The following is a 22,211-nucleotide window of genomic DNA, read 5'->3' as shown; positions in this document are numbered from 1 at the left end:
GGGGAGGGGGCAACTGTATCCAAAAGTAGAGAAAAATTTATAAAAGGTACTTTTCAAAAATGAAAAAGGCAATTAAATATCAAAATTTTATCGAACCCCAAAGATTGAAACCCCATAGGCCATGACCGCGACTTCATTCTTCTTGGGCAATCAAAAATTCTGCGCATTTGGACTTTCGGCAAGATATAGAGCTAAGGCACAACTAGCAATTACTACTAGTTGTGCCTTTTTCCACGCAAAACTTCCGATTGTCCCCTATAAGAACCGTCCCCTTGGTCCCCCAGTCCCATTGTCTGAAAAGAGGGATCTAAGGGAATTAGGAGATTTCGGGATTATGTGTTACACTTTGAGTACCATTTGATTTACTTGTTTACATGTGCCCCGCTCATTCGTGAGCGGGGCTCCTTGTTTTTTAAAAGAAGGCTCTGTTCAAGGTTATTGTTGATTTGGAACCACTGTTGATTGGAGTGGAAGCCGCGAGACTCCTGCGGGAGCAGCGGGACAGGTGAGACCCCACAGGCGCTTTAGCGCCGAGGAGGCTCACCGCCCGCCCCGCGGAAAGCGAAGCGGCTGTAACGGAAATCAACACCGACGTTGGTTCTTACGTCTTTTTGGTGAATGTTTGTAGCCCTAAGTAAAAGTGTTACCTTCGGTAAAAAAATGTTATATTAATCAAGTTTTAACCCTGGAAACGTAAGCGATTTAACAACACCGTTATACCTGCACGTCCATACATCATCCGTTTGATATTTTTCAACTTATTTATGGTTCCTTCAGTTTTCCCGTTTGACCAAGGTAATGTTATAGCGTAATAAACAGCCTTAATATCACCTCTGATGCCATTAAGGAAGGTTTGGAAATAAGTAAATGGTGAGTGCTTATGTTCAATCAGCCATTTTCTAAGGCCAGATGAATGTTTTTCCTCAAAAAGGCTCCTAAAGGATTGAATGAATTCGCTAATTTCCATTAACGATGGGAACGTTTTTAGAAGGTTGGGATGCAAGGATTTAAATGCTTTCTTATGGTTCTGTACGTCCTTATCCCAAAGGATCCGGATGATTGCCTGTTGAAGATTCAGTGTCTGTGGCTTTTTATTTCGGATATCCCGGCGTTCGTCCGCAATCATGTAATTTAGTGTGTTGCGATGTCCACCAAACCCTGCTTTCCTGCACGCAGCCTCTATCTCATCACCCTTTGATCCATCTGCGATCATGTTACGGATAAGGGGAAGATATCGATCAAATAAAGAAGTTCGTTTAAGGGACGGTTTCGATGTCGTAGCTAAATCCTTATAAACGGTATTACGGGAAATACCTAGCTGCTTTGCGATCGCTGTGATGCTCTTGCCTTCTTTCTGAAGGCGCCGGGCATTTTGAATTCTCTTCCAAACGTTTTCTTCGTGTTCCACCAAAGGTTGGAGCCGTTTTGGTAAAGGGCGTAATGAACTGCATTGTTGGACATTTGAGTCTTGACCAGTCGGTTTCCATCTTGGCGGCACAATAGACTTAATCGTCTTCTTAACTGCGTCAAAAAGATGCTGGAGGATATGCCAACGATCACCAACTTGCTTGATTTTTGGTGACGCTTCCTCTGCCGCATTTTTATATGCATGGGCACGATCTCTTGTAATCAGTTGAATTTCAGGATGTTTGATGAGCCAGTTCCTTACTGACTCTTTGTCTCGGTTTGGTAAAAAATCAAGGATATCACCTGTTTGTAGGTCTATGAAAATCGTGCCATACCGTTTTCTTTTCTTAAAAGCAAAATCATCAATGCCCACGAAAGGGACACTCCCTTGGCTTAACCGGTTCTTCCTTTTTAATCCGGTACAGAATGGCATCATGGCTTATCGAAATACGCATTTTTCGGCAGATTTTTTCAGCGGCCAGGCAATTATTAGTGAATCCCACATGACGAATCAGGTTTTCCAGCCTGTTTGTTTTTCTGGCGGAAGGGCTTAACCAGTTCAAACGTTCGGTGAATACTTTAATCTTACAGTCTTTGTTACCACAAAACCATTTGTGCAATAGAACGGTTATATGAACCGAATGACCTGAGACCGGAAGGTCATCGACTTTCCTAGCATATTGGCTGTGCTGTCGAGACGATACATGTTTGCATTTTGGGCATTGTGCATGTTTTGAACATATCTTTAACACGGCATACATTGTATCCGGTTCCATTTTGGTATAAAGGACCTCAACGTTTTGGTCGAACTTGAAAAGTTCATTGAAGTTTGAAATGATCATTGTAACCACCGCCCTTTGAGTATTAGTATTGCTATACCCGAAAAGCAGTAAAAAATGCTTTCACCATGTTTGCGTAAGAACCCCGACGTTTAACAGAGCCTAAAAGAAAAAACAAAAAAACAGACTCGATAAAGAGCCTGTTTTCGTTTGTTCTACTTATTAAGCTTTACGTACGTTAGCTGCTTGAGCTCCACGTTGGCCTTGCTCAACGTCAAAAGTAACTGCTTGGCCTTCATCTAAAGATTTGAAACCTTCGCCTTGGATTGCTGAGAAATGAACGAATACATCTTCTCCGCCTTCACGCTCGATGAATCCGAAACCTTTTTCTGCGTTAAACCATTTTACTTTACCTTGTTCCATTTTGTTTCCTCCTGCTGTGTGCTTTGCACACATGTGTTACTATCCTTGCACTCAGTGATCGTCAAGACGAAAAGCTAATCTTATACTATTCATTACACCGAACAAAAATAATTCCTCTTAAGCTTACCATTTATCAAAAGTATTTGCAAGAAAACATGAACGGAACCATTTTTGACACTCATCTTTTGGATATTTAAAGTTTTTTTGAACGGCATAAACTTGCACTGTAGAGGGTAGTATACTTCTGTAAACATTAATGAGGTGATGGAAATGTCTAATATGATGAAGCAAGAAGAAATGGAAACGTTAAGAGAGTTAATCAAAGACGTAGACACGGCCATGCTGACTACGGTAACTGAAGAAGGACTTGTTTCTCGTCCTATGAAAACACAAGAAGTAGAGTTTGATGGCGACTTATGGTTTTTCACTAAAAAAGAGACTAATAAATATGAAGAAATTTTACATGATCAAGATGTGAATGTGGCCTATGCAGGTAAATCCTTTGTTTCCGTCCGCGGAAGAGCGGAAATCGTTACGGATTTAGATAAGAAAAAGGAATTGTGGAGCACAGCACATGAGAAAATCATGCAAACTTCTTATGATGATCCTAACGTTGTCCTGATAAAGGTAAAAGCGGAAGCAGCCGAATATTGGGAAACCGGTAATCTCACAAAAAAAATTGCCTTTCTCTATAAACGCATGACAGGACAAAGTTCTAAATCGACAGATGTGAATGAAACGGTTGAATTGAATGAATAACAGCAAAAATGGGTTGTCTGGTTATAGGACAATCCATTTTGCTGTGTTGAGTGATGTTGATCCATTTGCAGCGAACACTGAAAGAGCAATTGAGGTTAAGCCAGCACCATTTTGCACTATAAACTTGCCCTGGTTCATTTAATAAGAAATATCTATATGATACACTTTTAAATGTTTCCAAACTGCTTTCCAGTTCTTTTTTGATATTCGGTTTTCGTAAATTTCAACTCTCTCTTTCGTCTTTGTAAAATAAGGAGTCGGCTTTACCACAAGATTGACCACATCGTTGATTCCACAAGGGGCTGTTACGATCACATTGTCTTTTTCATCTAATTTTACTCCTAATGCGGTTGCTGTTTCTGGAAACTTGGAAATAGCATCCACGGATGAAACATACGGAGGCATATTGCTTTTAATATGCATTCTTGCTTCATTTTTTACAGACCAAGGAATGTTAGGCATAAGGGTTTTAAGCTTTTCCTCAAGTTTCTTTTCCAGTAATTCATCAATATTTGCAGGGTCAAAATAAATGACATCAATATCTGGGATGGGAGTTCTATCATTGAAATGATGTAATGTGTCCCATATTTTTGATCGAACAAATCCAGCACAGATCCACCAGTCAGGCAAATTCAATGATTTTGCTGCTCTTAATATATTCATCATCCATTGATCCTCTGTAATCATCTCAATGATTTTTTCCTCATTTATCACTGTAAAACTTCTCCTTAAAATGTGTATTACAAGTTACCCTTGAACTTTGGGTTAGACTTTTATTAGCCTTCTAACTAATAATTTTATAGCCAGAATAATGATATAGGTAGTTATGGTTACTATTAATATAGAAAAGATATAATTAAAAGCCAGTAAATCGGTTGCGTTTTCTTGAGGACTTAGGACCCCTACTGTGAGAGGAAAGTCTTTATCCATAGGTGTTAACGATGTCTGCTGTTCAATGATAGGTAGTGGAAAACCAAATTTAAGATAGGATAAATCATTAGTATTTGACACAATCACAGAATCAAAAAAAGGGGAAATTGAAACGGCAAGCCATCCAAAAATGAACGTAACAAAAAAAAGGCGACGATTGATACGGCATTCTCCTTTTACTTTTATTAACTAAATTATACATAGGATTTCTATGTATGTAAATCTGAATTATTTAAAATCTTGTATTCTATTGTGTTCGCTTCAATATAACTTAACATCACTTCTGGCGCTGAACATGCAATTCCTGATAAATCATGATGTTCGGCGATCTAATCGTGCGAGTATCCCCTTACAAATTCAGAAAAGGTGTAAAATCACACTTTATCATTGAATGACTGAACAGCATAAACTGGCTTAAATCATTTATCGGCGATTTTTAAGGTTTATCAGCGAATTTCGGCACTATATCAGCGAATTTTTCATTTTATCAGCGAATCCAAAATCATCCCCATAGACCATCTTTTAAATACGGGCTTGTAGACCTAGTTATTTAACCAGCCACAAAAAGGAATATTACATAGGTTAAGTCTAACATGACGTTTTTAAAATGAGGAGAATAGGCGTATGCATCAGTATTGGTTTCTGAATTCAAACGGAAACGGTCAGCTATATACACACCGAATTTCAGTGCCACAATTATATTCACAGCCCCAAACACCCAAATTTGAAGGAATTAATGGTCTTGGGATTCCTGAGGGGTGGAGTGGTCGAGTCTATCCGGCTGGTTGGAAGAGTTCTCGGGGTTTAAAGGGTTTTGATAGTATGGAACAACCTGCTATTCGGGCTTCCTCTCCCGGCCAATTAGGTTTGACAGCACAAGAGCCTTCTTCCAGTTGGACAACACCCGCAGACAATACGGACTTTACACCCCATGAACACAACGGGTATTCGATGATACCAGTCGATCATGATAATTGGGAGTCGCATGAACATCCTGCCAACTGGCCGCAACCGACTGATAATACGGGTTTCCCGTCTCAAAAACAACTCGGGAATTCGCTGCCGCCGGTCGATCATGACGAATGGGAGTCGGAAGAGCAGCCGGCCAACTGGCCGCACCTTCCCGAACAGCCCGTTTTCCTGTCTCAAGGACACTACGAGAATTCGCTGTCACCGGATCATGACGATTGGGAGTCGCAAGAACAGCCGGCCAACTGGCCGCAATTTCCCAAACATCTGGGTTTCATGACTCAAACTCCTTGGGCGCAGCCGATTAACCATGCAGGGATGTTCCCACAAGGACCGCATCTAGGTTGGGCTCCATCAGCCGGTAATAAGGGTTTCCATTCTCAAAAACAGCCCTTCTCATGGGGCCAACCGGTCAATAATAAGGGGATGTTCCCACAAGGACACCCCGCCGCTATGCTGCCGCCTCCCGCCAATCCTTTTGGTTTTAGCGCCAATGGACAGCAGGCTAACTGGGGTGGTTTTGGAACCCCCGCAGGCTGGGGGGGCCAGGTACATCCCATGGGATGGGGTGGTCCGGGAGCCCCGATGGGATGGGGGTATAACGGAGGTAACGGCCAGCCGGGCATACTTGAAGGCTTACTTAAATTAGGAAAAGGCACTATGGGTGGACTAGGAATTATTAGTAATCTAATCGGTGTGGGAAAAATCCTATTTTAGTCAATTAGGTCAAGGTGGTATTATTAAGTAAGTATAAACTTCTTACCATTGAAAAACCACGGGACGGTTCTCATGGCATTTCTCGCTCTTTCTTTCCCATGAAATCCAGCAGAAGAACGAAATCGCTAACGCGATGGCTCTTTAAAAGCCCCCACAAACCAAAAAAGTATAAAAAAAATGAAAAAGTATGTCCTTTGTGATATTGTTTAATCGCCAAACCAAACAATACAAAGAAAGACATACTTTTTCATATGACAATTATTATATCATGGACAACTCAAAAGATATACCACAATATTTTCCTTATGTTTGGAAGAGCTCCACCTATCTTCTGATTATTGATTTGCAACTAGAATAATCAATCATCAGGAGGTAATATCATGAAACAATATGAACAAAAAGTGGAGCTATATTTCGAACTTAAAGGTACCCCAGATTCCTCAAGGGAATCCTACTGGAGAAGAATGCAGGCTTTTTTAATCTATATGCAGGATCGGCAAATGCCTATTGAAGACATGACCCAGGAGGATATCCAACTATACATCCTTTATCTAAAAAGAGATAAGGGGCTTTCTGCAGGAACAATTAATAATTACATTTCAGCGGTTAAATTTTTCTATACCTACGTATTAGATAAAGAATGGAATCCTAGAAAAGTTCCAAGGATGAGAAGAATTCAGAAGCTACCTGTCATTCCTGCTAAAGAAGATGTACTTTTACTATTAAATTCTACCGTCAATTTAAAACATAAAGCTATTCTAGTATTAATTTATGGTAGTGGTCTTCGTGTGAGTGAAGTAGCGAAGCTAAAAATTAGTGATATCTGTAGTAAGACCATGCGAATTCGAGTAGACCATGCAAAACACAATACCAACAGGTATACGATACTATCTCAGACAGCACTGGAAGTGCTTCGCGAGTATTTTAAAACATATTTCCGGGCTAAAAACTATAAAACTAGTGATTGGCTGTTTCCAGGTAGAAACGAAACGGACCATATTAATGTCAAAACCATTAAGAACACCTTGATTAAACTTAGGGACAAGCTCCATCTTGACTCTACCATCTCTGCACATACATTAAGACATTGCTTTTCTACCCACTCCTTAGAAGATGGAGTCGAACCAGTATTTATCCAACAGATGCTTGGGCATAAGAGTCTTAAAACCACACTAACGTATTTGCACATGACTTCTAAAAGTTTAATGGGCGTTAAAAGTCCATTAGATTGTAAGGAGAATCATGAAGGATGACTAGTGTTCAAGATATATTTAGGGCATTCTATCCCCAATATAAAGAAAAATATAAACCATCTCCTGAACAGGCCAAAGCAGCCAACGACATCATAAGATGTCGAACTTCAGATTTAGGTGGACATGCCTATGAATGTGAAACATGCGGTCATACCCAGGTTCGATATAATTCATGCCGAAATCGGCACTGTTCCATGTGCCAAGGGGTTAATAAAGAAGTTTGGGTGGACAATCGAAAAAAGGACATTCTCAATGCCCCCTATTTTCATGTCGTATTTACCATGCCGGAACAGTTGCACATGGTAATCTATCATAATCAGAAGCTACTTTACGATTTAATGTACAAATGCGTTGCGGAAACCCTAGCGGAACTTTCAACAGATAAAAAGTATCTAGGTGCACAAATTGGCTTTTTCTCTGTCTTGCATACATGGGGCCAAAACTTGCATTTCCACCCTCATATTCATACTGTTGTCTTGGCCGGTGGACTTTCCAAGCAGAACCGTTGGCGTAGCTCGAGTAAAAAGTTCTTTATTCCAGTTAAAGTACTATCCAAGAAGTTTCGCGGAAAGTATCTGTATTACCTAAAGCAATATTATGAACAGAAGTTGCTTGTTTTTTATAATGACGCCAAAAAATACGAAAATCCAAAACAGTTCCAAAGTTTAATAGATAAATGTTACTCACTGAACTGGTATAGCTACACCAAACGGACATTTTCAGGTCCCTTGGCTGTCGTTCAGTACCTTGGGCGATATACACACCGAATCGCTATTTCTAATAATCGAATTGTTTCAATGGGTAAAGACACAGTTTCCATTCAGGTGAAGGATTATCGAAATAATAATCAAAAGAAGACCGTGACCATGAAGGCTGTTGAATTTATTCGCCGATTTCTCATGCATATTCTCCCGAAGGGATTGGTAAAGATCAGACACTATGGTCTACTGGCGAATCGAAATAAGAAAACCAAACTTAAACTATGCCGAAAATTAACCAATAGTCCAACTTACCAACCTAAATTCTCTGGACTTAGTACCGTGGAAATTGTCTCTATTATTGCAGGAAAAGATGTCACGATATGTTCAGCCTGTAATAAATCACACCTTAGGTCTGCCATCCTAGGAGCAGTACCATGATTTTAGAGAAAAGAATATCCTTTAAAAAAGCCTCTTTAGTGGGGAGGGGGCAACTGTATCCAAAAGTAGAGAAAAATTTATAAAAGGTACTTTTCAAAAATGAAAAAGGCAATTAAATATCAAAATTTTATCGAACCCCAAAGATTGAAACCCCATAGGCCATGACCGCGACTTCATTCTTCTTGGGCAATCAAAAATTCTGCGCATTTGGACTTTCGGCAAGATATAGAGCTAAGGCACAACTAGCAATTACTACTAGTTGTGCCTTTTTCCACGCAAAACTTCCGATTGTCCCCTATAAGAACCGTCCCCTTGGACTCCTTCTTGATCACAGGTGCATTTTTTCCAATTATGACGCATATCACTACAACAATCGCTAATACAATCGTAAGCCATGTGATCGATTCTCCCAAGAACAATACAGAAAATCCAATCATTAAAAAGGGCTGTAAATATTGAATCTGTCCCACTTTTGCAATCCCTCCTAAAGACATCCCTCCGTACCAAGCGATATAGGCTAAAAATTGGCTTACAACAGCTAAATAGAACAAACTGATCCAAGCTTCGATCGGCGCTTGTAACATATTTACTGATATGCTTAAGCCAACAGGAATAATAAAAAACGGGGCTCCAATTAATATAGCCCAAGCGATGACTTGCCAGCTGCCAAGCTCTTTTGAAAGTTTTCCGCCTTCTGCATAACTCAACCCAAGTAGTAAGACAGCTACAATTAGTGCCATATCCCCTTTTTGTAATTGACCTAAACCTAAATATACGGCATAAAGAAGCACTGTTACAGCGCCAATAATACTCGCAATCCAATAACGTTTCGAAGGCCGCTCGCCTCCGCGCCACATAGCAAAACCAGCTGTCGCAAGCGGGAGTAAAGCAGTTTCAATTGCACCATGTGATACAGGCAGTGATTTCATTGCAAAAGTTGACAATAACGGAAAGGCAAGTACAGCACCAGCGGCAACAATACTTAAGCTTTTCAATTGTTTTTTATTCGGTAATGATTCCTTTTTTATGATAAAAATGATACTTACGATTATTGCCGCAACTACTGTCCTACCCAACCCAACAATTGTCTCACCAAAATATGGGACAGCAATACTTGTAGCTGGTAAGGTAAGACTAAAACAAACGACGCCAATAAAGCCGAACAGCATTCCTCTTTTACTATTGTTTCCCATTCAAATTCCTCCTTCACAAGGATACAAATGTATTTCATAATCATGGTAATAAGGAATAAACTAATTAAACATGATTGTAATGAATATTCACTCTATTTGGAACCATAAAATTCCACATCTGTCATAGGACAGATACAAAGGAGAACATATGACAACAAAATATAGAGGTATTTTAGAATGGGTGAAACAACAAATAGAGAATGAGCAGTTAAAAACAGGTGATAAATTACCTTCCATTCGTCTGCTCGCTGATCAATTTCAATGTAGTAAAAATACGGTTGTAAAGGCATTAGTTGAATTGGAACAACAGCATATTGTCTATGCTAAACCCAAAAGTGGCTATTACGTTGTTGATTATTACCAAACACCTAGTCCACATGAAAAGGATATTGATTTTTTATCTGCTGGTCCGGATAAACAGATCATGCCTTATGAGGACTTTCAGCATTGTATCAACCAGGCGATTGAACATTATAAAGAACAATTATTTACTTATAGTGAGCAACAGGGACTTTTTTCTTTACGAAAGGAGATTGCGAAGTATTTACAACATTTACAAGTATTTACGAAACCTGAACGACTGGTTATTACTTCCGGCTCACAACAAGCGCTTCACATTCTAGCCAACATGCCGTTTCCGAACGGGAAGAAGAATGTATTGATTGAGCAGCCTACTTACTTTGGAATGATCGATACCTTACAGTTAAATCAGATTACAACGTTAGGAATTGAATTAACAATGGAGGGTATTGATTTTGAAAGGCTTGAATATTTGTTTCGAACAAACGATATTAAATTCTTTTACATCGTTCCAAGATGCCATAACCCACTTGGGCATCATTATACAAATGAAGAAAAGAAAAAAATCGTTGCACTTGCGGAAAAATACGATGTATACATTGTAGAGGATGATTTCTTAGCAGAATTAGATCCGGATTTAAAAGCAGACCCTTTGTTTGCCTATGAACCAAACGGAAGAGTCATTTATGTAAAGAGTTTTTCGAAAGTATTTTTGCCAGGACTGCGTATGGCTACTGTTGCACTCCCTGAAACAATGATTCCCACCTTTGTAAGCTATAAATTTAGCACTGATTTCACTTCATCGACACTTTCACAAGGAGCATTAGAAATCTATTTAAAAAATGGTATGTTTCACTATCATTTAGAAAGCGTAAAAAAATTGTACATAAAAAAAATGAAAACAGTCTTGGAAGCCTGTTCATTGTATTTACCGGACTATGTACAATTTACAAAGCCCAAAAGTGGTTTTTATCTCACCATCTTTTTGCCTTCACATATAGATGTCAATAAATTAATTTACCTATTACATGAAAAACATATTTATGTAGACAACGCTTCTAGAATGTACTTAGCTGAAAACAGCCAGCAAGCCATTCGGCTAAGCATTTCACAAGTAAATGAAGATAAGATACATCTCGGTATACAACAAATTGCAACATATATAATCGATATGTGTGAAAAAAAGAAATACAATCCACTCTCGTTTAAATCCTATCATTGAAAAACCACGGAGACGGTTCTCATGGCACTTTTTCATGACAAAAAAAGCCAGCAGAACCGCCCCCATGTTAATTGGTCATTTCTTTACATTTTCTTCTTTGTGTTTTTTCGGTTTTCTTTCGGTTTTCTCATTACCACCAATAACGCTATAACAAAACAAATCATTAGAATGATATTTAAGCCCCAACCAAAACTATCAATATACTGCATTCCCCTTCCTCCTCAGATATGTTTTGTTCACTTTAGCATGATTTACGTGTTAGTTGGTTGTTTTCTACAAAAGAAGATAAAAGGTTACAATTTTTTCTTTCAGGAGTCGTTTGCTGAAATTTCCATAATAAAACACCACCCTTCCCCTATAACAAAATATAGAGAAAGGGCGGTGCTGGGTTTTCATTATTTTTTTCGTCAAGGTATGTTCATGTCACTTAAAACAAACCAAGATAGTTACTTCTGCATGATCTGAATAAGGTTGCCGCATGTATCGTCGAAAACAGCTATGGTGACTTCGCCCATTTTTGTCGGCTCCATTGTAAACTTTACGCCGCCTTCCAATAATCGTTTGTACTCTTTTTGAATATCTGCAACGCCAAACATTGTTGCTGGGATGCCATCGGCAAATATCTTCTTTTGAAACTCCGTTGCGGCAGGATTCTCATTCGGTTCGAGTAAAAGCTCCGTACCGTCCTCTGCATCGGGAGAAACTAACGTAATCCACCTATGTTTCCCCATAGGAATGTCGTGCTTTATTACAAATCCCAGCTTTTCAGAGTAAAATTCCCGTGCCCTGTCTTGGTCTTGTACGAATAAACTGGTTACAATGATTTTCATCATGTTTTGCCTCCTTTAATATTTACCACTTTAGTGCGCTGCAAACAATCTGGCCCTAAGCAGAAAAACCCCTACTTTTATCCGGAAATTTTTACATAAATTACTCGATCCATCCTTTTAGCAGATCTTTAAGTGGTTCGTTGTTAAATTTAATTACTCGATATTTTCCCTTTCGTTTTGATTTTACGAGCCCTGCATCTTCCAGCACAGAAAGATGTTTGGCGATCGCCTGCCGCGTAATGGAAAGGCCGTGCTTCGTAATCAGACGTACCGTAAGTTCATACATCGTCTGCTCGTTACGTTCGGAAAGTTCGTCTAAAATGAGTCTTCGTGTCGAGTCGCCAAGTGCTTTGAATATAGCGTCTTTGTCCCAATTCATATTTCAAGTATAAGCAACCCTACAGTTGCCTGTCAAGCATAAGCAACTTTTCGGTTGCACGAGAAATGAACCTATCATGCATAACAGTAGTTTGAACCATTATAGAAAAATAATTTCTAACTCTTTTCTTCTCCAACTATTGGGGTTAGTTGAAGAAGGAAATTTCATACATTATTTAAAAACAATTTGGAACCAAAGTTATAGTGATAATATTTCATGAATTAGCAAAAAATAGTGTTTAGGAAAGGAGGGTTTGCACATGTTTGCAAAAAAGTGGTTAACAGGGTTGGTCGTATTGCTTGCAGTGATTGTAGGTGTGACAACACTAGGCTCACTCGGCGTATTTGCCGAATCCGGTGAGGTAACTCAGCCTACGGAGACGGTGAAAGCGATTGAGGTTAAGATGAACGATGATTACTTTGATCCGAAAGTCATCACTATTCTTAACGGAAAAACGACACCGTTGATATTGAAAAACGAAGGGAAGAGGGAACACACCTTCACAGTGGAAAAGCTCGGAATTGACGTCGAAGTCCAGCCAGGAAAAGAAAAAACCATTACCGTGAGTCCGAAAGAGCCCGGTACATATCAACTAATATGTCGGTACCATTTCACCAAAGGAATGGATGGAACAGTAATCGTTAAATAACAAACAACCACGAAAAACCACGAGTAAAAAGTTCTCGTGGTCTTATTCATTTACTTTTCCTTTAAAAATAGCCCCTGGCACCCTTATTTGTTCGGTGATAGTTCACTTTCTGTAACCCATTTATGGTTTTTTACTTCTTTTCCTGTTTCAGTATTTTTGAAATCAACCATATATACCGTTGTTTCCTCGGCTGAATCAATAACAGCGGCAGCCCCATCCATTCCTTCCATATGGTCCGCTTTCAATACAACCTCATCGCCAGGCTTAAATGCTTCTTCGCCTGCGTTTTCAATTTCTTCATGAATAACCCACTTATGGTCTTCCACTCTTTCACCACCAGTTGTAGGGGTATATGAAACGGAATACACGGTTGTATGATAGGCTCCCGCAATTGTGGCGGCCGCTCCGTCCATTCCCTTCATATGTTTCGCATGCATAACAGCCTGACTTCCAACTGGGTAGGTTGGATTTTCTGCAACCGCTAAATCTTCTGGAACTTCACCTGAACTTGAATGATTCATTTCCATTTGTTCATTGGATTTCGTCTTTGGATCTGCGTTATGATCAGATGGTGGTGTGTCACCATTTCCAGTACAAGCCGCTAAAACGAGAACCATAATCAAAGTAATGATACTTGCGACAAATTGATGAGCTTTCATTGAAATCGTCCTTTCTTTCTAAATTTACTTTCCATATTAATAGATTTTTGACAACAGTGAATGCACAAATGATGGTACATGGCGATTTGCCTTCTCAAAAATACGTGCCTTTATTGTTATACCCTAGCTCCCTATAGTAAAACCAAAAACAACGAAGACGGTTCTCGTGGTCATTTTCAACCACGTTTTTCAAAAAAAGCCACCAGAACCGCCTCTGGCACCTGGCCCCCCTCATCCCTTGGTCTATGGTAAGATACATTGTAAGGGCAGGAATGCTAATATGGACTTATTATTGATGTACATACAGAGCCAAAAATAATATGAGGAAGTGGGTACATATGACAGTGGCAGGCAGGAACAGGATTGAACTAAAAAATTTTTCAATTGGATTACCTCAAAAATTGATGTACGGGACTAATAAGGAAATGGATTCAGGCATTTGCAAACAAACGATTGAAGAAGCGCTCTTAACAAAAGAGGGATTTCTGGGAGATGGAGTGGCGGACTTACAGCATCATGGAGGTCCAGACCGTGCCGTATGTGTATACCCCTATGAACACTATTTACTTTGGGAAAACGAATTTGCAACTACTTTACCAGCTTCCACTTTCGGTGAGAATATAACGGTAACAAATATGTTGGAAAAAGATGTCCATGTCGGGGATATTTTTCGGCTTGGTGAAGCTGTTATCCAAATCACTCAAGGGAGAATCCCATGCAGCACCATTTCTAAGCGTACGAATAATCCTTTTCTGCTAAAGAGGATGGTACAAACAGGTTTTACAGGTTATTTGTGCCGTGTGTTAGAAGAGGGGTTTGTCCGTTACGATTCTCAAATTACATTATTGGAGTCACATCCAAAAAAGGTATCCATTCTTTACGGAAATGAGATTTATTTTCATAATCAAAAGGATATCGAAGGGATAAAAAAAATTCTAGCTGTTGATGAATTGGCTAACGAATGGAAAGAACTGCTCGCAGATCGGCAAAATAAGCTTACTAGTTGAAAAAAGTGCAGGTTAAAAAAGTAAATGATAGCAGAGTGCGCCTAGTCGAGAATAATATATTACAATTTTTCGGATTAAATAAACAGGACGAGGTGACTGCCACCTCGTCCTTTCATTCGGATCTCCCCATTAGTTGTGCTCTACATAAGTAACTTCCGTTTCGAATCAACCCAATTGCCATTCCCCCTCAATTCATAGGAAATTCATCGAAAAAAAGCAATTTCCCGTTCAATAGTGTTTTTTGAACGTCGATTTTGATATTTCGAGGTTTAAAATCCCGCCAAAAGTGAATTTGATCTGTTCGCTCAACTGTTCGTAACCCGTTATGGTAGAGGTACCCGGGAATACAAAGAAAAGCGCGCTTTCTGAAAGGGTCCTACCATTGGAAAGCTTTGAACAGTTAGCTGAACAATACACACCGATGATCTACAAAATCATGCACTCATTACACATTTATAAGGACCAAGAAGAATTCTTCCAGCTCGGGCTTATTGCCCTTTGGGAAGCCTCCCGCCGCTTTGACGCAAGCAAGGGCAAGCTCACCAGCTATGCTTACATGTACATTAAAGGGTATCTGCTCATGGAACTGAAGAAATGCCGCAAAAACGAGGAAAAAAGCCTTTATCCAAGTGAGGAATTCTGGAGCGTCATCGAGGATCACACCCCCTTCTGCCCATTAGAGGGAAGAAACGCTTCGCTCCTATTGTGCAGGCCTGACACCTAACCAAACAAAGTGGGTCCTCTACACCTCCCGTTATGGCTTATCGGCAAGCGAGATTGCCGCATTAGAGAAAGTGTCGGTTTCCGCTGTGAAAGGCTGGCGTGCCGGGGCGCGAGAAAAAATAAAGCAGTTGGTGATGGTCTAGGAACAACAAATCATGAAATCAAAAAGGTAAGGGCCTAACCGCTCAGTAGACAGGTTCTACTTCGACGTTCGTACCAAAAAATCACTCAAACACCGAAGTAGACGGGTTCTACTTCGATGTTCGTACCTAAAATTCACCCAAAGGTCCAAGTAGACAGGTTCTACTTCGACGTTCGTACCTAATATTTACTCAAACACCGAAGTAGACAGGTTCTACTTCGATGTTCGCCCCTAAAATTTACTCAAACACCGAAGTAGACGGGTTCTACTTCGATGTTCGTACCTAAAATTCACTCAAACACCGAAGTAGACAGGTTCTACTTCGATGTTCGTACCTAAAATTCACTCAAACGTCCAAGTAGACAGGTTCTACTTCGATGTTCGCCCCTAAAATTTCTCAAATACCTAAGTAGACGGGTTCTACTTCGATGTTAAGGCCTTCAAATCTCCCCTTCTATTTCCAAATAACAAATTATGCCATTAGTAAAATATACTTTTTAGTTATCCTCTTTAGGGTACACAACTAACGTCCTTAAACGCACTCAATGAATTGGCCGATTCTACGAAGCCTATTTTAGGAGGATAATCATGTTTGGATTCGCTGACATTATAAAATTCCTAATTTCTTTTTTCGTAATCCTGCCCATCGTGACACTTATCCATTTAAGCGGACATATTTTTTTTGTTACGCTTTTCGGGGGATCAGAGAAAAAAATCACAATCGGATGTGGGGCAATGGTATTTTCCTTTTGGAATATTGAAGTAAGGAGATACTACTTCTGGAATGGGGCCTGCGAGTTTAAATCGTTAAAGCATGATAACCGTGTTACGAATACCTTGATCTACCTTGGTGGGTCCATATTCAACCTTGCAGGTATTTTTCTGGTATACGCCCTTATTTCTGAAGGAATTCTAGATAATTCCGTTTTTTGGGATCAGTTTATCTATTTCTCTTTTTACATGCTGTTTTTCTCTCTATTTCCTATGTATTTTTCGGATGGGTCGCCCAGTGACGGGAAGGCAGCAGTACTCACATTGAAGAACCAGCATGAAAAGAAACTTAGTGACGATATTCAATTCAGGAAAATGGAAGAGCAAGATCAACCCAAGGAACAATCCAAGGATAATAATAAGTAATCGATCTTATGGGAACTTAAACGCCGATAACAAAATTCCGTACAATTTCCAACTAATCCATAGCATCTTTTTTCTGTAAGATTTGCTAACACAGTCACATATTCAAATTGTTCCTCGGTACCGCCTCGCTCCGTTAAAGGTAATGTTGATATTTGCCTTTCTCCCAATTCTTGATATAATTAAAAAAGAACATACATTCGCAACGAGAGGATGTTCAAGGTGAGCAAAGCGTTTAGCAACTTGTAAAAGTATACCGACAAATTACCACAAAAAAAACAAGTCGATCAATGGGTTAAACGCCATGTTGAGCCTTATTCCTCGGTTGGTGTTCGTTTAATCAATGAAATGAGAGAAACTCGTTTCAAGGAAGGCTTTGAGTGTCCTCCTTGTTCATACAGAACACGGTTGTTCGGTTCAGAAAAAATGATTGTCTAAATTCGCTGTGTAATCCTTATACAACGGGGCAGAGGAAACAAAATCTGAATGATTAAAGGAGGAATAGTTATGTCAAATAACGTAAAACAGAGAAAAATAATTTTGGATTTGGCAGTTACTTTAGATGGTTTTATTGAAGGGAAAAATGGCGAAGTTGATTGGTGCATTATGGACCCAGATATGGATTTCACTAATTTCTTGAATCAAATTGATACAATTTTATATGGTAGAAAAAGCTACGATTTATGGGGACAATATATTCCAAAAAAGGAAGACTCCGATACCGAAAAGGAAATTTGGAAATTGGTTCATAGCAAAGAGAAATATGTGTTTTCCAGAACACAAAAAGAGACTGATAATCAAGCAATACTAATAAATGATAATATTCTTGAACAAGTTAATAAATTGAAGAAAAAGCCTGGTAAAGACATCTGGCTATATGGCGGAGCAAGTCTCATTACCACTTTTATAAATTTAGGGCTTGTTGATGAATTTAGATTATCCATACACCCTGTTGTTTTGGGAGAAGGCAAACCGTTGTTTAGTGATATTAAACAGAGGTTAAATTTAAAAGTGGTTAATACAAGAACGTTCTCTTCTGGAGTTGTACAAATAACCTATCATTATAATGGTAATTAATCCCATCATTCACTCGAAAGATATATCCTAATAAATTTTGAGGTAATACTTAAACAGTAGTTGGTACATATTCAACTATTGGAGGTTAGTGAATATACCGCAAACCAAAAACACCCGTCGTTTCGCCATTGTCTCTCCTCCATTATTTATAATCTAAGCGTGGTCCGAAATATTGATCTACAACAGTCTCACCACAGGGACAGTTTTCGTGGCTTTTATTTATATTAGTACAGACCACAAGAACCGTCCCCATGACCATTCGGTAATCTTATTAATTAAAGTGTTAAAGCTAACCAATAGCTAATAATACGTTAGCTTTTAAACTCCATAAAGTGACTTGAATTTGGATAAAGATTTCCCTTTGAAAATCCAATAGAAGAATAAAATGTATCAGCCTGTTCGGTATCTGTATGAAGCACCAAAATTTTATAATACCTTTTTGCTTCGTCAATGATCCTTTTTACCAAAATACTTCCCACACCGTTTCTCCTATACTCTTTACGAACATAAAACCTTCTCAGCCTGCCTATATAATGTTCATTTGAAAAGGGGTCTTTATTTAATCCGCCAACAGCAACAAGTAGACCTTCTTTATTAAACACACCAAATAATCCTTCTCCAGAATGGTGAAAAGTATTACTGCCATTTTTATAGTCATTTAATAATCGTTCTACAAAGCGAAAACCCTCTTCTTTGCTTTGCTTTACTATATGATCCAAATCATAATTCAACAGATCATTTATTTGTTTTACCTCATATTTCCCCATATGTATCCCCTTCGAATTCCGTAACTATTTCTCTTCTTTTTCAAAGAACAGAGGTTTGTACATAAACTTGTATAAAAATGCTATTGGCAAACTCCTAGAGGGTTATCGTCCGGGTCGTAAAATGTAAAAAATCTAGTGGTTCCTTCTCCACCCATTGCATTTACTTTTACATTCTTTTCAAGCAGAATTTTGTAGGTTTCTTCTATTTTGTCTGGAATAAAATTATAATATTTCCCTACTCCAAAATTATTATTTGGAAACTTCATTGGTTGATGATTGACTGTTCTAACAAGACATACTACGGTTTGAGAATGCTCTTCAATCTTCATTACAGCAGCCTCTTCTTCAATGTAAATAAGTTTGAATCCCAGTATTTCCTCATACCATTTCGCAGACATTTCGGGATCTTTAACCGGAATAAAAACTCCTTCCATCCCCCTTAAGAGTGGTTTGGTCATATATTCTATCCCCCTCATAAAATATGTTCAACTCTTGAATGGAACCGAAGTCCCCTTTAGTTTAAGAAAGCTACATTCAGTTAGGTATTTGTTGTCAAAATTATGGGATTTTAAATATAAATAGGTAAATAAATCTCAACTTCTTCCTCGCCATTTTCCATTGGATGATAGGTTTCAACAATATGAGATTTAAGATCCCTTTTATAACCCTGTTCCTCTGCCCAATTTAATAAAGTGCTATGTAAGGTAGCGATATTATTCATTTTCCCCCTTGTCGTGATGTAGTTTTGAGCAGTTTCAATATACTCCATCCCAGCTGGAACCTCTATTAGGGCCTCCTTAACGAGTAATCCTACATAATAATGGCCTTCCAAATGATTAGCATCCCTTTTAGGTTCAAAAAGGGCAACTTCCGTGCCTGCGCAATTTTCGATTTCATCTAAACGAATGAGGAATTTTCGGGCAAGGTTTGGAACATCGGTATCAAAATTAGCATAAGCCCCACTGCCTCTTATTCCTACAACCCTAAAAATTTTCTCTACCGTTTTACACTCCATCAATATCCCCCCTAAGGAATGAATAAGCTCTTACATACCAATTCCCTTCCAAATAATAAAATTCCTTCTTTTGAACTCGGTTAGGGATATTCTATTAACACAGCCTTCTTCTAATCCGACATCTGACACCCACTGACCCTTTTCCACAAATTCTCCTATCAAACAAACGTTTAATTAAAACCGCTGCAACCCTTGAAAAATACTCATTTCTCTTGCGCGTTTGATAAAAATAATGCCGAATGATGTCACAAAAATAAGGCACGAAGTAGATTCGAACCGCTAATATCACGAATCGACATCCGTTCGATGAATTTCCCTATATGATATACTATTCAAACATTTGTTTGAAACAGCAGCAATGGATTGGTAAATATGAATTTCCCTAGCAATTCATATAAGTAGCTTGTCGAGAATTGCCAGGGAAATTTACAGAACATAACCCACAAATAGGTAATATATGACTAGTTTCATGTCTACTTACAAGATTCAATCAATTCCTCATATTTTCGCTATAAGTTAAACGTTTGTTTGAATTGATTGCCATTCCTTTCCACTCCTGAACTTTCCCCTTCGAATGCTTGAAAATGATGGAGAAATCCGAACCCAAAATTCAGTATTCTTATTCAAGTATTTTTGAAAAACCATTCACCTTTGTTACCATGTCGATTCTCTATTTGATGTCTTATTGCCCCTACTGTTCTTTGCATTCCAACAGCAATCCATGGCGCGAGCACATCCATGCTTTCGGGGATAAGTATGAGTGATAATTTATCCAGAAATTCCTTCTCATCGGCTGCATATGGTAGACCATCCCTTGCTGGGATATAATCTGGGCTCAACGAGATAGGCTGTATAGATTTTAGGACTTTTAAAAACTGGTCAATGCTTACACCATAATCAATAAAGCTCATATTTTCACCATTAGAACCGTGAGTTAAATCCATATTGGAGCCTCCTAGTATCATTTTGCCTTCCATACATATTATATTGGTCGCCACCAAAATATGACTTATTCTATAGAAAGGTTGAGGAAAAATGGTGCCAGCAGTCGAACTTTGTATAATATATATATAACTCCAACTAAAACACTAGGAATTTCACATAGAGGATCGATTTCATCAAATTTTCCAATTGATTGGTACACAGCTGTAAGACGCATGATTTGGAAAAAAGTATAAATTTAAGCCCCTTTTTAGTGACATATATCACATAGAATTTCAAAAAAATCAATTAAAATAACTGTAAGTTTTAAATCAAGGGGGTTACTAAAATGTTTGTTGCTTGGTTTGCTGTAATCACTATTTTTTCAATTTGTACTTTTATCACCATTTCAATTTTTGAAGGAATTAAAGAAATTGATGCGAAGGATTTAGCTGACTTACAATCTAGACTTAAATACATGACCGAAAATGATAAAGAACTTTTGAAACAAACCATCTAATAAATGTAAAACAGCTTCCTTGGTGAAGCTGTTTTTTTGCAAGAAAGATAAGATTTTTATATTGGAACGACCTTCATCCCTTCCACCATTAGACATACCTCGACCTTTTTCCTTAAATCTCCCTATCAAACAAACGTTTATTTAAAATCGCTGCAGCCCTTGATACATACACCTTTCTCATGCCTGATCGATAAAAAATTTGATGAAAGATGCCATAAAATTAAGGATTGGAGTAGATTCGAACCCTTTTTTCACGAATCGACATCCTTTCAACGAAATTCCCTATAGGATATACTATTCAAACATTTGTTTGAAACATTGGCAATGTATTGGTAAATATGGATTTCCCCAGTAATTCATATACGTAATTTGTTGAGAATTGCCAGGGAAATTTGCAGATTATATCCCACCAATAGGTAATATATGACTAGTTTCACTTAAACTTACATATTTCTATCCATTCCGCGTCATTCCGCAATTAATTAAATGTTTGTTTGAAAATTGCCTCACCTCGCACCAAGCCTCAAGTTCTCTCCCCAAATTCCTAAAAGGATTGTTGAAAACTGTCCCTAAAAATTCATGTTATTTAAGTCACAATCCTCCATCTACCAAACTATGGAACGGAAGCAAATCCTATAAGGAACCGCCCCGTTTGCTTCCTTAGAAGCGAATTGGGCGGTTTTTTATACGGATCAGCCTCATTTAATCGTCTTATTTAAAGGGAAGATGGACAAAATAATAAGGTTCGAAATTTTGGATGTAAGGAGGAATCTACTTGGAAGCTTCTTTGAAGGTTGGGGATACGGCTCCAAACTTTTCGCTAGCCGCAACAACGAAGGAAAAGATTTCACTCGCTGATTATAAAGGGAAAAAGAACGTTGTGGTTGCCTTTTATGGAATGGATTTTACCCCAGGCTGAATTAAAGAAATCGCCTCTTGGAAAGAGGATTACAAAAGATTTGAACAATCAGACGCAGAAGTACTATGTATCAGTGCGGATCATATTCACTCACACCGTGTTTTTGCAGCGAGTATGGGAACATTGCCTTATCCTTTATTATCTGACTGGCATAAAGAAACAATAAAAAGCTATAAAGTATTTAACGAAAAAGGCGGAGTAGCAATCCGTTCTGTCTTCGTTGTAAAAAAAGACGGAGCCATTAGCTACCTAAACACCTCCTTTAGGGCAGACAAGAAAGAAGACTATGAAGCCGTATTCACTGAGCTCGAAAGATTAAAAGAATAAACGATTGAAGATGTTAAAGCATGTGGATGCAATGAAGAAAGCAGCGGGGTG

The 22,211-nt window shown here is 38.6% G+C and carries 26 protein-coding genes and 1 pseudogene; 13 read left to right on the top strand and 14 right to left on the bottom strand.

Annotated elements, in window-relative coordinates; translation table 11 throughout:
- Positions 1-679: 679 nt before the first annotated feature.
- The 3 genes from ACO1D1_RS20885 to ACO1D1_RS20875 form a co-directional block, all read right to left on the bottom strand.
- Entirely contained in the window at positions 680-1,840 is a 1,161-nt protein-coding gene (locus ACO1D1_RS20885) for an ISL3 family transposase (RefSeq protein WP_423337003.1), read from the bottom strand.
- On the bottom strand, positions 1,770-2,168 hold the full coding sequence (locus tag ACO1D1_RS20880; RefSeq protein WP_423337002.1) for a transposase family protein: 399 nt from the start codon (positions 2,166-2,168) through the stop codon (positions 1,770-1,772). The genes ACO1D1_RS20885 and ACO1D1_RS20880 overlap by 71 nt, the downstream gene beginning before the upstream one ends.
- A 240-nt stretch (positions 2,169-2,408) precedes the next feature.
- Positions 2,409-2,609 carry a cold-shock protein gene (locus tag ACO1D1_RS20875; protein ID WP_027322891.1) on the bottom strand — a complete coding sequence of 67 codons (201 nt, stop codon included), beginning with the start codon at positions 2,607-2,609 and terminating at the stop codon, positions 2,409-2,411.
- A 270-nt stretch (positions 2,610-2,879) separates the two neighbouring features.
- On the opposite strand from ACO1D1_RS20875, the gene ACO1D1_RS20870 reads away from it, so the two are divergent.
- A complete protein-coding gene (locus tag ACO1D1_RS20870) occupies positions 2,880-3,368 on the top strand; it encodes a pyridoxamine 5'-phosphate oxidase family protein (protein WP_423336951.1) in 489 nt (162 codons plus the stop codon).
- Positions 3,369-3,506: 138 nt separating this feature from the next.
- On the opposite strand, the gene ACO1D1_RS20865 is transcribed toward ACO1D1_RS20870, so the two are convergent.
- Together ACO1D1_RS20865 and ACO1D1_RS20860 are read right to left on the bottom strand one after the other, a co-directional pair.
- Entirely contained in the window at positions 3,507-4,055 is a 549-nt protein-coding gene (locus ACO1D1_RS20865) for a nucleotidyltransferase family protein (RefSeq protein ID WP_423337001.1), read from the bottom strand.
- Positions 4,056-5,220: 1,165 nt separating this feature from the next.
- Complete coding sequence (locus ACO1D1_RS20860) at positions 5,221-5,472, bottom strand: hypothetical protein (protein WP_423337010.1); 252 nt, start codon at positions 5,470-5,472, stop codon at positions 5,221-5,223.
- Between ACO1D1_RS20860 and ACO1D1_RS20855 the strand changes: the two genes are divergently transcribed.
- The 3 genes from ACO1D1_RS20855 (at position 5,358) to ACO1D1_RS20845 (ending at position 8,376) form a co-directional block, all read left to right on the top strand.
- Positions 5,358-5,984 (top strand): hypothetical protein, encoded by a 627-nt coding sequence (locus ACO1D1_RS20855; RefSeq protein WP_423337000.1) that lies wholly within the window; start codon positions 5,358-5,360, stop codon positions 5,982-5,984. The two genes, ACO1D1_RS20860 and ACO1D1_RS20855, sit on opposite strands and share 115 nt — an antisense overlap.
- Before the next feature lie 380 nt (positions 5,985-6,364).
- A complete protein-coding gene (locus tag ACO1D1_RS20850) occupies positions 6,365-7,237 on the top strand; it encodes a tyrosine-type recombinase/integrase (RefSeq protein WP_423336950.1) in 873 nt (290 codons plus the stop codon).
- The gene (locus ACO1D1_RS20845; RefSeq protein ID WP_423336949.1) at positions 7,234-8,376 is read left to right on the top strand and encodes an IS91 family transposase; all 1,143 of its coding nucleotides are present in this window, start codon (positions 7,234-7,236) and stop codon (positions 8,374-8,376) included. Before ACO1D1_RS20850 ends, ACO1D1_RS20845 begins: the two co-directional genes overlap by 4 nt.
- A 242-nt stretch (positions 8,377-8,618) precedes the next feature.
- Here ACO1D1_RS20845 and ACO1D1_RS20840 read toward each other — a convergent pair whose 3' ends face one another.
- Positions 8,619-9,569, bottom strand: coding sequence for a DMT family transporter (locus ACO1D1_RS20840; protein ID WP_423336948.1), 951 nt, complete (start codon positions 9,567-9,569; stop codon positions 8,619-8,621).
- Positions 9,570-9,717: 148 nt separating this feature from the next.
- On the opposite strand from ACO1D1_RS20840, the gene ACO1D1_RS20835 reads away from it, so the two are divergent.
- Positions 9,718-11,091 carry a PLP-dependent aminotransferase family protein gene (locus ACO1D1_RS20835; RefSeq protein WP_423336947.1) on the top strand — a complete coding sequence of 458 codons (1,374 nt, stop codon included), beginning with the start codon at positions 9,718-9,720 and terminating at the stop codon, positions 11,089-11,091.
- An 83-nt stretch (positions 11,092-11,174) separates the two neighbouring features.
- On the opposite strand, the gene ACO1D1_RS20830 is transcribed toward ACO1D1_RS20835, so the two are convergent.
- The 3 genes from ACO1D1_RS20830 to ACO1D1_RS20820 all read right to left on the bottom strand — a co-directional run bounded on the left by ACO1D1_RS20830 (position 11,175) and on the right by ACO1D1_RS20820 (position 12,300).
- On the bottom strand, positions 11,175-11,300 hold the full coding sequence (locus ACO1D1_RS20830) for a hypothetical protein (RefSeq protein WP_263315246.1): 126 nt from the start codon (positions 11,298-11,300) through the stop codon (positions 11,175-11,177).
- Positions 11,301-11,537: 237 nt separating this feature from the next.
- On the bottom strand, positions 11,538-11,921 hold the full coding sequence (locus ACO1D1_RS20825; protein ID WP_423336999.1) for a VOC family protein: 384 nt from the start codon (positions 11,919-11,921) through the stop codon (positions 11,538-11,540).
- 100 nt (positions 11,922-12,021) lie between these two features.
- Positions 12,022-12,300, bottom strand: coding sequence for an ArsR/SmtB family transcription factor (locus tag ACO1D1_RS20820; protein WP_149872117.1), 279 nt, complete (start codon positions 12,298-12,300; stop codon positions 12,022-12,024).
- A 259-nt stretch (positions 12,301-12,559) separates the two neighbouring features.
- On the opposite strand from ACO1D1_RS20820, the gene ACO1D1_RS20815 reads away from it, so the two are divergent.
- Entirely contained in the window at positions 12,560-12,949 is a 390-nt protein-coding gene (locus ACO1D1_RS20815; RefSeq protein WP_423336946.1) for a cupredoxin domain-containing protein, read from the top strand.
- Between the two features lie 83 nt (positions 12,950-13,032).
- Here ACO1D1_RS20815 and ACO1D1_RS20810 read toward each other — a convergent pair whose 3' ends face one another.
- Entirely contained in the window at positions 13,033-13,608 is a 576-nt protein-coding gene (locus tag ACO1D1_RS20810; protein WP_149872119.1) for a YdhK family protein, read from the bottom strand.
- 320 nt (positions 13,609-13,928) lie between these two features.
- Here ACO1D1_RS20810 and ACO1D1_RS20805 point away from each other — a divergent pair, with 320 nt between their 5' ends.
- The 5 genes and pseudogenes from ACO1D1_RS20805 (at position 13,929) to ACO1D1_RS20785 (ending at position 17,691) form a co-directional block, all read left to right on the top strand.
- Entirely contained in the window at positions 13,929-14,615 is a 687-nt protein-coding gene (locus tag ACO1D1_RS20805) for an MOSC domain-containing protein (protein WP_423336945.1), read from the top strand.
- A gap of 382 nt (positions 14,616-14,997) precedes the next feature.
- Entirely contained in the window at positions 14,998-15,339 is a 342-nt protein-coding gene (locus ACO1D1_RS20800) for a sigma-70 family RNA polymerase sigma factor (RefSeq protein ID WP_423336944.1), read from the top strand.
- Between the two features lie 729 nt (positions 15,340-16,068).
- Positions 16,069-16,617: a hypothetical protein gene (locus ACO1D1_RS20795; protein ID WP_149872122.1), complete on the top strand. Its 549-nt coding sequence runs from the start codon at positions 16,069-16,071 to the stop codon at positions 16,615-16,617.
- A 219-nt stretch (positions 16,618-16,836) separates the two neighbouring features.
- Positions 16,837-17,010, top strand: a pseudogene (locus ACO1D1_RS20790) (IS1595 family transposase); the annotation flags it as partial.
- Between the two features lie 111 nt (positions 17,011-17,121).
- A complete protein-coding gene (locus ACO1D1_RS20785; protein WP_149872123.1) occupies positions 17,122-17,691 on the top strand; it encodes a dihydrofolate reductase family protein in 570 nt (189 codons plus the stop codon).
- Between the two features lie 311 nt (positions 17,692-18,002).
- On the opposite strand, the gene ACO1D1_RS20780 is transcribed toward ACO1D1_RS20785, so the two are convergent.
- The 4 genes from ACO1D1_RS20780 to ACO1D1_RS20765 all read right to left on the bottom strand — a co-directional run bounded on the left by ACO1D1_RS20780 (position 18,003) and on the right by ACO1D1_RS20765 (position 20,417).
- A complete protein-coding gene (locus ACO1D1_RS20780) occupies positions 18,003-18,458 on the bottom strand; it encodes a GNAT family N-acetyltransferase (protein ID WP_149872124.1) in 456 nt (151 codons plus the stop codon).
- Positions 18,459-18,538: 80 nt separating this feature from the next.
- Positions 18,539-18,916, bottom strand: a complete 378-nt coding sequence (locus ACO1D1_RS20775; protein ID WP_149872125.1) for a VOC family protein — start codon at positions 18,914-18,916, stop codon at positions 18,539-18,541.
- Between the two features lie 110 nt (positions 18,917-19,026).
- Positions 19,027-19,473 (bottom strand): GyrI-like domain-containing protein, encoded by a 447-nt coding sequence (locus ACO1D1_RS20770; RefSeq protein WP_149872126.1) that lies wholly within the window; start codon positions 19,471-19,473, stop codon positions 19,027-19,029.
- A gap of 623 nt (positions 19,474-20,096) precedes the next feature.
- Positions 20,097-20,417 (bottom strand): hypothetical protein, encoded by a 321-nt coding sequence (locus ACO1D1_RS20765; protein ID WP_423336943.1) that lies wholly within the window; start codon positions 20,415-20,417, stop codon positions 20,097-20,099.
- 326 nt (positions 20,418-20,743) lie between these two features.
- On the opposite strand from ACO1D1_RS20765, the gene ACO1D1_RS20760 reads away from it, so the two are divergent.
- The gene (locus ACO1D1_RS20760; RefSeq protein WP_190284743.1) at positions 20,744-20,914 is read left to right on the top strand and encodes a hypothetical protein; all 171 of its coding nucleotides are present in this window, start codon (positions 20,744-20,746) and stop codon (positions 20,912-20,914) included.
- 775 nt (positions 20,915-21,689) lie between these two features.
- A complete protein-coding gene (locus ACO1D1_RS20755; protein ID WP_423336942.1) occupies positions 21,690-22,160 on the top strand; it encodes a redoxin domain-containing protein in 471 nt (156 codons plus the stop codon).
- Positions 22,161-22,211: the final 51 nt, after the last annotated feature.

The organism is Neobacillus sp. 19 (assembly GCF_049463095.1).
In the GTDB taxonomy this organism is placed as follows: Bacteria; Bacillota; Bacilli; order Bacillales; family Cytobacillaceae; genus Neobacillus.
Note: the sequence above shows the minus strand (reverse complement) of the source record. Positions and strands in the feature narration are given on the sequence as shown.